Genomic DNA, 15,138 nt, shown 5'->3' on the forward strand with positions numbered 1-15,138 from the left:
GCTCTATGCTTTATTTGCTGGTCGACGCGGGGCTACTCGGTTCAGGCGGTGGGAGCACTTCACCGGTTGGGCTCAAACCGTATTTTCCACCCAGCGATTTTAAAATCAGCGTGGCATCAAAGGCATCGCTTGGTGCCGATTTTTGGTCTTTAAAGCATTGAATGCTATATGACACTTGCACAGGATCAATGTCGACTACACGTGGTACATCGTAGAACGGATCAGGCCAAAAGGCTGGATGGCGAGAATAATAACCATATGGGTAGTAAGGCATTGGGTTTGAATACACCAGGGCTTGTCGGGGTGGTTGGTTTTGGTTGCTCGGGTCATTCAGTACTTTAAAAAAGCTGTAACCATTTTGCACTGTGGTTTGCGCGGCTTTGACTAGGGTAATTTCTTCAGCCGTGCCATAGCTCATATTTGGGCGAGCTTGGAAGCTGATGCGATAAGTCGAGGTGTTTAATGGCGTATTACTAAACCGACCTAACTGGTCGAAGGTTAAGGGCTTTGAGGGGGTAGAGGCACAGCCTACTAAACTCAGACCCGTCGCCAGTGCACAGGCGATTAAAATTTTCTTCATGAGATAGACTCCTTAGCACAGAGGGAGAAGCCGAACAGTTAAAAATGGCTGTTGGGCTGAGTCAAAAAATCCAGTTCTTCTTGGCTTGAGTTGCGGCCAAGGACTTGGTTCCGATGCGGATAGCGTCCAAAACGATCGATAATCACTTTGTGACGCTGTTCAAAATTGAGGTTAATCGGATTGCCTAAGTCTTCGAACAATTTTAAAGCATATTGATGAATAAGTTTCGATTCACTATGCATAAAGGGCATATATAAAAAACTGCGTTGTATGGGTGGCAGTGCTGCATCTAGTTTTAGCGTGATGGCTTCTTGTGCTAAAGCCAAGGCCAAGGCGTCCTGAGCAAAGGCCAAAGGACTGTTTCGATACAGGTTTCTCGACAGTTGGTCGAGCACAATAATTTCAGCCAAACGTCCTTCAGCACTACTGCGCCAAGACCATAGCTCAGCATGCGCAGCTTGTTGATGAATTGTCTTAAATTTTTCTTCGATGAGTGCATCGAACGCATCATTTTGGCTAAACCACCACCTTTGGTTTTTGGGATCGAACCAAAAATCTAAAATTTCGTGATAATTCATAAAGTTTACAATTCTTTAGCATTTATTCTTCAATACAATCACACTTTTGACATGTCTAATAGCGTAACTTTGTGATAAATATTTTCCGAAAAAATAGAACAGATGGTTTACTTGAAAATAGGACTGGGTGTAATGTGCCGAATTAAAATCACGTTATACTGATATAAACTGATGATTTTATTTTATTCGTCGTTGTAATTGTTTCTTCCAAAAAGTGAGATTGTAATGGGTCAACCCGCATCTAAATCTACAGCTGTGTTACCGACTTGGGTCAATTCATCACTTTTGCAAGGGATGTTACGCGGGATTGAGCGTGAAAGTTTGCGCATGCAAAGTGATGGCTTTTTATCACAAGCCGACCACCCTCAAGCTTTGGGTTCTGCGCTGACCCATCCGCATATTACGACGGATTATTCGGAAGCTTTATTAGAATTTATTACACCGCCCCAGCCCAGCATTACCGAGGCGTTGCATTATTTAAAAGACATTCATAGCGTGGCGCATCGTCATTTGGAACATGGTGAAAAGCTCTGGCCGCTGTCGATGCCATGTATGTTGGATGACAATGACGATAAAATTCGCTTAGCCCAATATGGCAGCTCAAATATCGGGAAGTTCAAGACCTTATACCGTCATGGTTTAGGGGTACGTTATGGTCGTCGTATGCAAACCATTTCAGGTTTACACTATAACTTATCTTTTCCAGATCAACTGTTTGAACAATTACAACAACATGAAACAGATGAGGCACTAAAAGCCTTATCTGCACAAGACTATCGTAGTCACCGCTATTTTGGATTGATCCGCAACTTTATTCGCCTTACGCCGTTGGTCATGTTTTTGGTCGGAGCAAGTCCATCGGTCTGCCAGTGTTTTATGACAGGGCGTGAACATCATCTGTTGCCATTGCTGCGCGGGACCTTGTATTTACCGTATGCGACTGCTTTGCGAATGGGACGTTTTGGTTATCAAAACTCAGCACAAAAGCAGCTCGGGATTCATTACAACAATATCGACGGTTATCTCGAAGGCCTACAAAAGGCAGTCAAAACCGCTTATGCGCCGTTTAGTCGCTTAGGCCTCAATGATGCGCAGGGCGAACCGATTCAAATTAATGATCATGTCCTGCAAATTGAAAATGAGTACTACAGTTTGGTGCGTCCAAAGCAAGTACCGCAAGCAGGTGAAACGCCATCACAAGCGCTGAGCAATCGTGGTGTCGGTTATGTAGAACTGCGTGCGGTGGATGTGAACCCATATAGCCCAATTGGGATCAATGAAGATACCGCAGGTTTCTTAGAAGTGCTGGCGCTGTATTGCTTACTGCTGGATAGCCCAGATTTATTACCTGCAGAGCAAGATCAAATCGAGAAAAACCAAGCGGAAGTGGTCAATCGTGGTCGTGCACCGAATGCTGCAATTACTGTGGGTGAGCAATCGTTCCCAATTGAAGCATGGAGTCAGTCTCATTTAGAGGCGATGCAAGAACTGGTTGTGTTGTTAGATCAGTGCTATGGCACCACACTCTATAGCAAAGCGATGACAGTCATGCAACAGAGAGTCGCTGAAGTTGATGATACTTTGTCGGCGCAGATGATCGAAGATACTCTGGAAGCGGGTGGGACATGGGGCTTTGGTAGCCAAATGGCCGCACAACATGCATCGAGTTATGAGCGTCATCAGTTGAGTGCAGAGACATGGGCTTATTTTGACGATTTAGCCACGCAATCACTGCAACAACAACAGCAATTAGAGCAAGACAGTCAACTGAGTTTTGAACAGTACCTTGCACAATTTAGATAAAAAATTAAGAGGATTGACCATGCAATGGAGTTATCGCTTCGTGAGTGGTGTTTTGGTTTTAGCCAGTATCATTGGGATGGCCTTTGCCTTGTATTTAGAGCACGGCCCGCTACAGTTAAACCCATGTCCACTCTGTGTGTTCCAACGTGTGGGACTGATTGGACTGGGGATTATTTCGCTGATTGCTTTTTTGCATAACCCAGCATCGAATGGTTTTAAACGCTTTTATGCGTTTTTAGGCAGCCTCTCGATCTTATGGTCCGCAGGTGTGGCAGCACGTCACGTTTGGTTACAGAGCTTACCACCTGATCAAGTGCCGAGCTGTGGCCCAGGTTTGGATTATTGGTTAGACACGTTGCCGCTGCGTGCTGTGTTTGAGCAAGTTTTAACAGGTTCAGGTGAATGTGCACTGGTAGATTGGACTTTCTTGGGTCAGTCTTTACCTGTGTGGTCTTTGGTGTTTTTTGTGGCACTGGCGTTGATTAGCCTGTGGCAACTGTTGCGTACATATCCAAGCCACGCGAAGAAAAAATAATAAAGATAAAAAAAGCCAACGTGATGTTGGCTTTTTTATGAGGTGAATGAGGGGGCCTAGGTGAGCGCAATGCCCTCTAAGTCATCCAACCCGATCATATATTCATGCACTTGACCATATTCCGTTTCAGTTGGATTTGGATAGAACCAATTGACGATTTGTTCGGCAACACTGGCATGGGTGTGTAGCTCAAAATGGTTTAAGCCATAGAAAATGGCTTTATGTGAATCGGGGACTTTCAGTTGAAAGCGTGGATTCATATGCTCGCCTAAGGCACTTTTCACACTGACCAAATAATCCCCAATCACATTGAGCGCACGATATTTGCGATGTTCAAACTCAATGGTACCTGCCACCAAGAAGGTATTGATATGAGAGGGCAATGGAGCAGGTTTACGGTTGTCATCAACATGACCAATACGCGCTTCATTATGTTCCCAGTCATCATCCCGCACACTGCCATGACGTAAGTCTAAAATACCGTTGCTGCGAATGTTGACGATATGCCCAATAATTTTGACAAAAGGGAAACGTCCCAATTTGTCCTGCAAATGAAAGCCAAAACGTTCTAAAGCCGCACCATGATGCGGAGAACCAATACAGACCATGTTTTCCACCACATGAATCCAGCTTTGCATATTTTGTTTGCCGTAGAACAGCGCACTGCGCGAAACCAGTCCGCCCATACTGTGTCCAATCAGATCAATTGAGCTAATCCGTGGGTTGCGGTTGAGTAAGTCTTGTAGTGAGTTGGCAAAGCTACGCCCATTGGCTGAAATACGACGACCCGTGTTGTAGTTGAGATATAGCATGGTATTTTGCGCGCGTTGCGCCAGCAGCTTTTCCCCTATACCGCCATAACGCGCCGTGCTCCAGTACAAATGGTTCATACATAGACCATGGACCATAATTACCACGCGACCAGACAACTCGCCTTGCTGGATGGCACCGTAATGATCATAAAACACCATCGGTAGCGCTACAGGGTTATGATATTTCAGTAAATAGTCACCCAAAACACCATTGATTGCACCGACTAAATAATGCATGGTTGGGGTTAAGGGTTTGCGATGCAAATTTGGAAATTTTTCAATGATATGACGCAAACTTGGCGCCAATAAATAGCTACCGTAGTTTTGCAAGGTATTGAAGGAAAACTGGTAAATTTCTTCAATTGACCGTGTCGACAGAAACTTCTTGGAACTGGTTTCATTCATCCCAAATATACTGATTAAAATTTCCCGTTGAATGGCCTGAATTAAATCGTGGACGACATCGCCTAAGCGGGTTGTCACCAACTGAGCAATCCCTTCAAGCAGGTCGGCTTGGCTGGGAGGAGTACGATCCCATTTACAATAGGTCTCGTGCAGAGGCGTTAAACTTGGCATTTTTTCTACCCTTGTGCTTCTGTGTCCAAAGGGACTTTATTTTTTTCAACGATCACGGTATAAATTCTTAGCACTCTAGCTTATCTAATTCATCTCGAACAACTTTTACAATAGCGATGAATACACAGATGACCTTATTTTTTTGTCTGACAATTTTTATATCCATACAAAATAATACAGTCGGCTGATGCCATCTCTTTTGAGTTCAATAAAAATGATGTAGAAGAGTAAATGTACAGCATGAATATTATTTATTTACATGGCTTTCAAAGCAGTTCTTTATCGATTAAAGGTCAATTGCTGAAACGCTATTGCGAATCTCATCCACACTGGCACGTGCATTTGCCAGACTTAAACATGCCGCCACATTTGGCCTTAGAAAAATTGGCCGCCTTGATTCAGGAGTTGGATCAGGTGGTACTGGTGGGCAGCAGTTTAGGTGGATTTTATGCGACACAACTGGTCGCGAAGTTGGCAGTGCCGGCTGTGCTGATCAATCCAGCTATGCAACCATGGCATTTGTTCCGAGATCTATTTGGTGCGACGCAACTGCCCTATAGAGTCAATGAACATTGGACGCTCGATGATGCGCAATTGGACTATTTAGAGCAGATTGAGCTGCCATTTGTGCAAGATGCAGACAAAATTTTAGTGTTATTGCAACAAGGCGATGAAGTTTTGGATTATCGTGAAGCACAGCGCTATTATAATGGCGCAGCGCTTGTGATCTCGGAAACGCAAGGCAATCATGCGATGGAAGATTTCGCAGACAAAATACCGATGGCATTACAGTTTTTATCGGACTGCTTAAAATAAGGAAACAGTACAACGTGTCTCAATATACGGCTCAATCGCTTGAAGTATTATCTGGTTTAGATCCGGTACGTCGTCGTCCCGGCATGTATACCGATACCACACGCCCAAACCATTTGGCGCAAGAGGTTATTGATAATGCAGTCGATGAGGCACTGGCTGGTCATGCCAACAAAATTACCGTCACCGTTTATAAAGATGGTTCGCTCTCAGTCGAAGACAATGGTCGTGGCATGCCTGTCGATATTCACCCCGAATATGGTCAAAGCGGGATCGAGATCATCCTGACCAAGCTGCATGCTGGTGGTAAATTCAGTACCGACAACTACCAGTTCTCAGGTGGTTTGCATGGCGTAGGCATTTCCGTGGTGAATGCTTTATCTAGCCGAGTCGAAGTAGAAGTTCAGCGTCAAGGCAACCTTTACCAAATGGCCTTTGAGCAGGGTGAACCGACTGCACCCTTGACGGTGCTAGAAGGTAAAGCTCCGAAGCGTGCGACAGGGACCACCGTTCACTTTTGGCCTGAAGCCAAATATTTTGATTCACCGAAATTTGCTCTGAAAGCGCTGAAGCACAACTTAAAAGCCAAAGCCGTTTTGGCTGCCGGTTTGCAAATCAATTATGTCGACCAAATCAATGACGAAAAAATCGTTTGGCAGTTTGAAAATGGCCTCGTCGATTATTTGATGGATGAAATTGAGGATCGTGAGATTCTGCCTCATCCAGCCTTTGTGGCAACAGGAGATGCTGAGCGTGCCAGTGCCGAATTTGCTATTTGTTGGAATGTCGATGGCGGCGAATTGGTTCAAGAAAGTTATGTGAACTTGATTCCAACGGCGCAGGGCGGAACCCATGTGAATGGCCTACGCTCAGGTGTGACTGATGCGATGCGCGAGTTTTGTGAACTGCGTAATTTGCTGCCACGTAATATGAAGCTGTCGGCTGAAGACGTTTGGGATGGTGTGAACTATATTTTGTCGTTGAAGTTCCAAGAGCCACAGTTTTCAGGCCAAACCAAAGAGCGTTTATCCAGTCGTGAAGCGTCGGGGATTGTCCAGAACATTGCGAAAGATGCTTTTGCACTGTGGTTGAACCAAAACTCCGATATTGCCATGCAGTTGGCAGAAATGGCGATCTCGAAAGCAGGTCGTCGTCTGAAAGCTGCGAAAAAAGTTGAACGTAAGAAAATTGTGGCAGGTCCGACTTTACCCGGAAAATTGTCAGACTGTGTTGGGCATACCTTAGAAGAGTCTGAACTGTTCATTGTAGAAGGGGATTCTGCCGGTGGTTCAGCCAAGCAGGCACGTGATAAAAACTTCCAAGCGATCATGCCCATTCGTGGGAAAATCTTAAATACGTGGGAAGTCTCTTCTGATGAAGTCTTGGCTTCGCAAGAAGTGCATAATATTGCCATTGCGATCGGGGTCGATCCGGGGTCGGATGATTTATCCGAATTACGTTATGGCAAGATCTGTATCTTGGCCGATGCTGACTCGGATGGTCTACACATTGCGACGCTGCTGTGTGCTTTGTTTGTGAAACATTTTCCAATCTTGGTTGAAGAAGGACATCTGTATGTGGCGATGCCACCGCTGTATCGAATTGATGATGCAAAAGATGTGCACTATGCCTTGGACGATGACGAGCTCGAAAGCATGTTGAAAAAATGCAAAACCAAGAACCCGCAAATTACTCGCTTTAAAGGTTTGGGTGAAATGAATGCCAGTCAACTGCGTGAAACCACGCTGGATCCAAACACACGCCGTTTGGTGCAGTTAGATTTGGATGATAGTCACTTCACCGCAGGTTTATTGGACAAATTACTGGCAAAAAAACGCTCCAGTGACCGTAAAGAATGGTTAGAGCAGAAAGGTAACTTGGCCGAATTGGTGGTTTAATATATTGATAAGCCTGCGTAAAGTGGGCTTATATATTATGATGACTAAAAACTAAATGGGCTTTAAGAGAATAAAAATGGAATATCAAGAAAAACATTTAGCGGAAAATATACGAAATGATATGGGCATGAATGAAGAAGAATTACAGGAAATGCGTGAAGCTGATGTGGATGATGAAACACTACATGCCTTAAGCTTAGCAGGGCGTGTCGAATGGAAAAAAAGAATTTTGTATTATGCCAATTTATTAAATTCTGAGATGAAAAAAATTTTAGACAATGAGTTAGCACTAGGTAATCGAATCAGTGATGCACATTGTGATTATCCTGAACAAGGCTCAATACACGTTACCCTTGCTGAAAAGTTTAAAGGAAATTATAAAGAACAAAATGTTAAATATACGAAAGGTAATGATCCACATTATTGGTTTGAAGATTACACATCACTAAATCAACCTAGGCATATGATTCTGCATTAAATGCATAAATTGTGTTATTTGAACACTTTTAATCTAAAAATAAAAAGCCCGTACATTGCGGGCTTTTTGCTGCGCAGATGAGCAATAAAATTGCGCCTAATCTGTGCACAATTTTCCAGATCAATCGACTGAATTAGGCGAAATGAATTGATTTGGAACACATGATGTATACAAGTTTGTATGCAGAAAAGTAGTCATCTGAGCGAAAATCTATCTAAAATACAGTGCATTTAAAAATTAATAAATAATTGATAAATATTAAAATAATTAAAAATTTGATAATGATTTTCACATCATAAAACCCTGCTTGGCATAGAAATTGAATTGGCACTTATAGCGCGAATAACAATCATGCATTGCAAAATGCACCCTAAGTTTCAAGTTTGGAGAAAATCAAGATGTTCCAACAAAAATTACTCACGAAAACATTCCTTGCAACTGCAATGATGGGGACTATTGCTTTGACAGGTTGTTCAAAACCTGCGGAGAAAGCGGAAACAGCAACGTCTGAGCCAACAGCGGCAGTGAGCAGTGGTGACACGATCAAAGTCGGAATTTTGCACTCGCTCTCAGGCACCATGGCAATTTCTGAAACCTCTCTCAAAGACACGGCATTGATGACCATCAATGAAATTAATGCCAACGGTGGGGTACTGGGCAAAAAGTTAGAACCTGTCGTAGTCGATCCAGCATCTGATTGGCCTTTATTTGCTGAAAAAGCACGTCAACTTATTACCCAAGATAAAGTCGCGGTGATTTTTGGTTCATGGACATCGGTATCGCGTAAGTCAGTGTTACCTGTGGTAGAAGAGTTGAATGGTTTGTTGTTCTATCCCGTGCAGTATGAAGGGCAGGAGCAGTCGAAAAATATTTTCTATACAGGAGCCGCACCGAACCAACAAGCGATTCCTGCGGTGGAATATTTGATGAGCGAAGAGGGCGGTAAAGCAGAGCGTTTTGTTCTACTCGGTACGGACTATGTCTACCCACGCACCACCAATAAAATTTTACGTGCGTTCTTGAAGTCGAAAGGTGTGGCCGATGCGGACATCATGGAAGAGTACACACCCTTCGGTCATAGTAACTATCAAACCATAGTTGGTAATGTGAAGAAATTTGCTGCGGGTAAGAAAACCGCGGTCATTTCAACCATCAATGGCGATTCTAATGTGCCGTTCTATCGTGAGCTGGGTAACCAAGGCATTAAAGCTTCAGATATTCCAGTCATGGCTTTCTCTGTGGGTGAAGAAGAACTCCGTGGTATTGATACCAAACCATTGGTTGGACATTTGGCTGCATGGAACTATTTCATGTCGGTGAAAAACCCGACCAACACCGAATTTGTCAATAAAATGAAGCAGTATGCGGTGCAGTATAAGTTGCCGAATGCTGACAAAATCGTGACCAATGATCCGATGGAAGCCACCTATGTGGGCATTAATATGTGGAAACAAGCGGTTGAAAAAGCAGGCAGTACCGATGTTGATAAAGTTCGCGTTGCGATGGCAGGCCAAGAGTTCAAAGCACCTTCTGGCTACACCTTAAAAATGGATGCAGAAAACCATCACTTACATAAACCAGTCATGATTGGTGAGATTCGCGCAGATGGTCAGTTTGATGTGGTCTACAAAACACCGAGTGTGATTAAAGCAGAGCCTTGGAGCCCATACATTCCTAAATAATTGTCTTAAGTACTGAGCCTATAGCTTCGGCTGTGGGCTCTTAAATAAAAACATCCCGATACGGGACTTTTTAAGCAACCTTAAGGGAATATTTTATGAATCCAAAGATTTTTTGTGTCGCGATACTCTGCTCAATGGCACAGCTCATGAGTAACAGTGTTTGGGCTGAAAATACTGAACCCGCTTCTCCTACACAAAGTGCATCAGCATCTAATGATGCCATTCAACGTTTTGTTAAAGCAGAATTTGCAGAGCGTCGTGCCATGCTGAACCAGTGGCCGGGCACGATTGAAGAGTTTGATCGTCTCGTTGCATTTATTGAAAATGATGAGTTATACAAAGACAGTGCAGGCACGACGTATATCTTAAAAAATAATGAAAAATTATTACGTTATCCCGATGAGCAAGTAATTGAAACTTGGCCAGGGGATTTGTCTCAGGTAACTTTGGTCAACACCTTACGTAAAGCCTTAAACTTTGGACAGGCACAGGCCAAATTAAAATCTGAAGAATCTGCCCAACGTTTAGCAGCCATTGATATTTTAGAAAATAATCTGTCTGAACTGAATGTTGCGCAGATTAATCAGCTCTATCTGCATGAACAAAATAATAAAGTTAAACAGCGCTTGGCACAGCTCAAAGCGCGCCTCGACTTTGAAAGTCCAGATGTTTTAGTCCAAATTCAGGCTGCTAAAGTCCTTACAGATTCCAACCGTCCCGATGTGCTGGCACTGGTTGAGCAGGCTTTAACTCAATCAAATTTGAACCCAGAACTCAAAACTGTGTTGGTGGATGCCAAAAGTCAGATTAAAACCCGGATCCAAGCCAGTGAATGGGCTGGACATGTGTTTTCAGGTTTCAGTACGGCCAGTATTTTACTGCTAGCAGCGCTCGGTTTGGCCATCACCTATGGCCTGCTTGGTGTGATTAATATGGCGCATGGTGAGTTGATTATGATTGGGGCCTATACCACCTATGTGGTGCAAAGCCTGTTTAAGACTTATTTAGGCAGTTATGTCGATTGGTATTTAATAGCAGCTATTCCTGCAGCCTTTTTAGTGAGCGCCTTAATTGGCATGTTGATTGAACGGACGGTAATTCGTCCACTGTATGGTCGTCAGCTTGAAACCTTGTTGGCCACTTTTGGGGTCAGTCTGATTTTGATGCAATTGGTGCGGATGATTTTTGGCGCACAAAATGTTGAAGTCTCGAATATTTCTTGGTTATCGGGCGGTATTGCGCTGAGTCCAAGTTTAATGCTGCCGTATAACCGGATTGCCATTATTGTGTTTACGGTTGCGGTGCTACTGCTGTTGGTTTACCTGCTTAATAAAACTCGCTTTGGTCTGTTTGTTCGTGCAGTGACACAAAACCGTCAAATGGCACGTGCTGTCGGTATCCGCTCTAGCCGTATCGATATGTTGGCCTTTGGGCTGGGTTCTGGGCTAGCTGGTCTAGCGGGCTGTGCCTTAGCGCAAGTGGGCAATGTTGGGCCTGATTTGGGTCAGAACTATATTATCGATGCTTTCTTGGTTGTTGTGGTGGGTGGTGTCGGGCAAGTTTGGGGAGCTGTTCTGGCGGCGCTTGGTTTAGGGATCAGCGGTACAGTCCTTGAAATTGGGATGGGGGCTGTTCTTGCAAAAATTATTCTACTGGTTCTTGTGATTTTGTTTATTCAAAAACGTCCACAAGGTTTGTTTGCCATCAAAGGCCGTTTTGTGGAGTAAGCGCATGAAAATCACTTCTTTATTTTCCGATAAACCTTATAGTGCGCTCGCTATTGCGGTCTGCTTTGCGGTGATGTTGATCCTGCCTTGGTTACATTTGTTACCAGTAGATTCAGCCTTTCATCTCTCTGCGTATTGGGTCACCTTGATTGGCAAAATCATGTGTTTGGCTCTGGTGGCTTTGGCGCTAGACTTGGTTTGGGGTTATGCAGGCATTTTAAGCCTAGGCCATGGCTTGTACTTTGCCCTTGGTGGCTACGCGTTTGGTATGTATCTGATGCGCCAGACGGCAGGTGATAGCCTGCCTGACTTTATGCGGTTTTTAAGCTGGACTGAACTGCCATGGTATTGGGTGGGCAGCAATCATTTCTTATGGGCTTTGGCCTTGGTGGTGTTGGTGCCTGGTATGGTTGCCTTCATCTTTGGTTTCTTTGCCTTTCGTTCCAAAATTAAAGGCGTGTATTTCTCGATTATTACACAGGCGATGACATTTGCTGCGGCATTGTTATTTTTCCGCAATGAAACAGGCTTTGGCGGAAACAATGGATTTACTGGCTTTAAGACTATTTTAGGCATGGACATCACTTCTGCTCCCATGCGTGCCACCTTATGTTCCTTAACGGCTTTGGTGTTGATGCTGTGCTTTGTAGGTCTGCGTCATCTCATGAATAAACCCTACGGTCGTGTGTTGGGGGCGATTCGGGATAGTGAAAACCGCTTGCAGTACTTGGGCTACCGCACGCTGTGGTACAAGCTTTCTGCATGGGTGCTGTCCGCAGTAATTGCAGGTATTGCAGGAGCCTTGTATGTGCCTCAGGCTGGCATTATTAACCCGAGTGAAATGAACCCCGTCAATTCGATTGAAATGGCGGTATGGGTGGCTGCGGGTGGGCGCGGGACTTTGATTGGCCCAATTTTGGGAGCAGGGTTAATTAATGGCGTAAAAACCTATTTCACCGTGGCTTATCCAGAAGCATGGTTATTAATCTTGGGTGCTTTATTTATTGTGGTCACCATTTTCTTACCCAAAGGTGTCATTGGTCTGTTTGACCGTTTTAAAAAGGAGCGTAGCGAATGAGTGAGCTAATACAACCTCATGGTGGCCATGCTTCAGACGGCTATGGACGTCCCAAAGAACAAGGCGCCGACTTCAGTCATGGGATTGCACTGTACTTGGAAAAAGTTAGTGTTTGGTTTGATGCTTTTCGAGCCTTAAATGATTTATCGCTATACATCCAAGAAGGGGAGCTACGCTGCATCATTGGGCCCAATGGTGCAGGTAAAACCACACTAATGGATGTGATTACGGGGAAAACCCGACCGACAGAAGGCTCTGCTTTTTTTGGGCAAAACTATGATTTGGCCAAGATGAGTACCGAGCAAATTGCGGAAGCAGGCATTGGGCGTAAATTTCAAAAACCAACGGTATTTGAAAACTTTAGCGTGATGGAAAACCTACTACTCGCTGCACCAAAAGATAAGCGGGTGAAGAAAAGCTTTTTTAGCAAACTAGATCCGGACGCACAGCTAGCTTTAGATGAGTCATTGGCGCAAATTCGCCTAGAACAATGGGTACATAAACCTGCGGGGCTGTTGTCGCATGGACAAAAGCAATGGTTGGAAATCGGCATGTTGCTTATGCAACGCCCTAAGCTGATTCTACTTGATGAACCCGTGGCCGGTATGACCGATGCCGAAACGGAACGAACCGCTGAGCTATGTTTAGAGCTGAAGAAAAATCACACCTTGGTGGTGGTTGAACATGACATGAGCTTTATCGACACCATCAGTGAAAAAGTGACGGTACTGGCTCAAGGGGCGATCTTAGCCGAAGGTACATTGGCTGAGGTACAGGCCAATGAGGATGTAATTGAGAAATATTTAGGACGTTAAGGAGCCGACCATGTTAGAAGTCAAAGACGTCAATCAGTTTTACGGTGGCAGTCATATTTTAAGAAATGTTTCATTTCAGGCCCCTGTGGGAGAGTGCTCCGTGGTGCTGGGGCGTAATGGCGTAGGGAAAACCACTTTACTGAAATGTTTAATGGGGATTTTACCGATTAAGTCCGGACAGATTTTACTTGATGGTCAGGACATTTCGAAAATGAGTCCCGAGCAACGCGTGCGTGTAGGTTTGGCTTATGTGCCGCAAGGGCGTGATATTTTTTCAACCTTAACTGTCGAAGAAAATATCCTGATTGGCATGGCCAAGTTTAAGGGGGTGAAAACTCGAAAAGTGCCTGAGCATTTGTATGAAATTTTCCCAATTTTAGATGAAATGAAGCACCGCCGAGGCGGGGATTTATCAGGGGGGCAGCAGCAGCAACTGGCCATTGCGCGTGCTTTAGCATCAGAGCCTCGGGTGTTAATTTTGGATGAGCCTACAGAAGGCATTCAACCTTCTATTATCAAAGACATTGGCCGAGTGATTCGTAAACTGGCGGATGGCGGCGACATGGCGGTGGTTTTGGTCGAGCAGTTTTATGATTTTGCCGAGGAGCTGGCCGATGTATATACCGTCATGGCCCGTGGGCAAGTGATTGCACAAGGGGCAGGCTGTGAAATGCCTGCAAAAGGTATTCGAGAATTGGTAGCGATTTAAGCTTTTTTATTATCCCCCTCTTCCAAAGGGAGAGGGGGAAGCCTCCCTTTTAAAAGGGAGGTTTGGAGGGATTTATTGTTTTTAAATCTCAGTATTTTCATCCCATAAAAAATAAATACCATACTGACCAGTTCGGAACTCACCACCAATAGCTTTTCCTGAATCGGTAAGAAAATGTTTTCCATTTTCTGTAAGGTTTAAATAGCCTTTATTGACTAATTTTTCTAATAAGTCTGGGGTTTTAATTCCAACTTTTGCTGCGAGTTTTGCAGTCGTTAGTTTGGTAAAAATTATTTCTTCTTCGCTTTCTTTCATCTCTGAAACTGGAGAAGCCTCAGCTTTTACTTCATCTAGAGTAATACGTATTTCATCACTAATACGGATAATTCGTTGAGCTTCCTCATAAGCATCTTTGAAGACTTCGTTATCTTCATACTTACGGACTAAGATCCCCATTTCATTGTTATTGACTTGGCTGAACTCATAAAGGTTTAGACTTGAAATAATACATTCACTTTCATTGATATAGCATTTTGCATGCAAGTTTTTGCAGAAGCTAACGCGAACATAATCCAACTTTTGCATCCATTTAATTTCGTCTGGATGTAAATCACTTTTTCCATAAACAATACGAATATCAATTTTGAGACGATCTTTATCTTCTAGCAGTTCCTTAATTCGGTCATTTAAACGGAGATAAGGACTAATTAAAATGAGACGCTCTTTGGCATTTTTGATGAGTTCTTCAAGAAAAAAATTAGTACCGCTCGTATTTAAAAATTTTGCCATTGAACCCTCTGATTATTTTGAATAATTAAATGAGATATTAACGCATAAATACTTGGTTAGGCATGATCTAGACGTGTAATTTGAATTTTTTCATCAAGCTGAAAAATATCACAATGGTGTTCTGTCCTCATCCAGTCAAAACCGAAAACTCCTTTGGGGATTCGAATGTTTGAGTCTCAATATATACATCTGCGAGGAGGGGTAAGTTTTAGTCTGTGTTGGTCGGTCTTTGGGTTGGAAGTAAAGGTTGGTCATCTTTCAATTT

At 43.8% G+C, this 15,138-nt stretch carries 14 protein-coding genes; 10 read left to right on the top strand and 4 right to left on the bottom strand.

Features of this window, described 5'->3' with window-relative positions; all coding sequences use genetic code 11:
- Positions 1-10: 10 nt before the first annotated feature.
- A complete protein-coding gene (locus HYI04_RS00280; RefSeq protein ID WP_178895739.1) occupies positions 11-580 on the bottom strand; it encodes a hypothetical protein in 570 nt (189 codons plus the stop codon).
- A 38-nt stretch (positions 581-618) separates the two neighbouring features.
- The gene (locus tag HYI04_RS00285) at positions 619-1,158 is read right to left on the bottom strand and encodes a DUF924 family protein (RefSeq protein ID WP_178895740.1); all 540 of its coding nucleotides are present in this window, start codon (positions 1,156-1,158) and stop codon (positions 619-621) included.
- 225 nt (positions 1,159-1,383) lie between these two features.
- Here HYI04_RS00285 and gshA point away from each other — a divergent pair, with 225 nt between their 5' ends.
- Together gshA and HYI04_RS00295 are read left to right on the top strand one after the other, a co-directional pair.
- Positions 1,384-2,961, top strand: coding sequence for a glutamate--cysteine ligase (gene gshA, locus HYI04_RS00290; RefSeq protein WP_004691780.1), 1,578 nt, complete (start codon positions 1,384-1,386; stop codon positions 2,959-2,961).
- 19 nt (positions 2,962-2,980) lie between these two features.
- Positions 2,981-3,496: a disulfide bond formation protein B gene (locus HYI04_RS00295; protein WP_114837384.1), complete on the top strand. Its 516-nt coding sequence runs from the start codon at positions 2,981-2,983 to the stop codon at positions 3,494-3,496.
- Between the two features lie 56 nt (positions 3,497-3,552).
- Here HYI04_RS00295 and HYI04_RS00300 read toward each other — a convergent pair whose 3' ends face one another.
- A complete protein-coding gene (locus HYI04_RS00300; protein WP_078388291.1) occupies positions 3,553-4,884 on the bottom strand; it encodes a hypothetical protein in 1,332 nt (443 codons plus the stop codon).
- A gap of 240 nt (positions 4,885-5,124) precedes the next feature.
- Between HYI04_RS00300 and HYI04_RS00305 the strand changes: the two genes are divergently transcribed.
- The 8 genes from HYI04_RS00305 to urtE all read left to right on the top strand — a co-directional run bounded on the left by HYI04_RS00305 (position 5,125) and on the right by urtE (position 14,084).
- Positions 5,125-5,700 (top strand): YqiA/YcfP family alpha/beta fold hydrolase, encoded by a 576-nt coding sequence (locus tag HYI04_RS00305; protein ID WP_178895741.1) that lies wholly within the window; start codon positions 5,125-5,127, stop codon positions 5,698-5,700.
- A gap of 14 nt (positions 5,701-5,714) precedes the next feature.
- Positions 5,715-7,595 carry a DNA topoisomerase IV subunit B gene (gene parE, locus HYI04_RS00310; RefSeq protein WP_130235480.1) on the top strand — a complete coding sequence of 627 codons (1,881 nt, stop codon included), beginning with the start codon at positions 5,715-5,717 and terminating at the stop codon, positions 7,593-7,595.
- A gap of 76 nt (positions 7,596-7,671) precedes the next feature.
- The gene (locus HYI04_RS00315) at positions 7,672-8,073 is read left to right on the top strand and encodes a hypothetical protein (RefSeq protein ID WP_078388292.1); all 402 of its coding nucleotides are present in this window, start codon (positions 7,672-7,674) and stop codon (positions 8,071-8,073) included.
- Between the two features lie 398 nt (positions 8,074-8,471).
- The gene (urtA, locus tag HYI04_RS00320; RefSeq protein WP_178895742.1) at positions 8,472-9,755 is read left to right on the top strand and encodes an urea ABC transporter substrate-binding protein; all 1,284 of its coding nucleotides are present in this window, start codon (positions 8,472-8,474) and stop codon (positions 9,753-9,755) included.
- Positions 9,756-9,850: 95 nt separating this feature from the next.
- Positions 9,851-11,482 (top strand): urea ABC transporter permease subunit UrtB, encoded by a 1,632-nt coding sequence (urtB, locus tag HYI04_RS00325; protein WP_178895743.1) that lies wholly within the window; start codon positions 9,851-9,853, stop codon positions 11,480-11,482.
- A 4-nt stretch (positions 11,483-11,486) separates the two neighbouring features.
- Positions 11,487-12,560, top strand: coding sequence for an urea ABC transporter permease subunit UrtC (gene urtC, locus HYI04_RS00330; RefSeq protein WP_094148414.1), 1,074 nt, complete (start codon positions 11,487-11,489; stop codon positions 12,558-12,560).
- Entirely contained in the window at positions 12,557-13,375 is an 819-nt protein-coding gene (gene urtD / locus HYI04_RS00335; protein WP_094148413.1) for an urea ABC transporter ATP-binding protein UrtD, read from the top strand. The genes urtC and urtD overlap by 4 nt, the downstream gene beginning before the upstream one ends.
- Before the next feature lie 10 nt (positions 13,376-13,385).
- Positions 13,386-14,084 carry an urea ABC transporter ATP-binding subunit UrtE gene (urtE, locus tag HYI04_RS00340; RefSeq protein WP_178895744.1) on the top strand — a complete coding sequence of 233 codons (699 nt, stop codon included), beginning with the start codon at positions 13,386-13,388 and terminating at the stop codon, positions 14,082-14,084.
- Between the two features lie 81 nt (positions 14,085-14,165).
- Here urtE and HYI04_RS00345 read toward each other — a convergent pair whose 3' ends face one another.
- Positions 14,166-14,873 carry a phospholipase D family protein gene (locus tag HYI04_RS00345; protein ID WP_178895745.1) on the bottom strand — a complete coding sequence of 236 codons (708 nt, stop codon included), beginning with the start codon at positions 14,871-14,873 and terminating at the stop codon, positions 14,166-14,168.
- Positions 14,874-15,138 lie beyond the last annotated feature (265 nt).

The sequence above is a fragment of the Acinetobacter sp. SwsAc2 genome, from assembly GCF_013391465.1.
GTDB lineage: Bacteria > Pseudomonadota > Gammaproteobacteria > Pseudomonadales > Moraxellaceae > Acinetobacter > Acinetobacter johnsonii.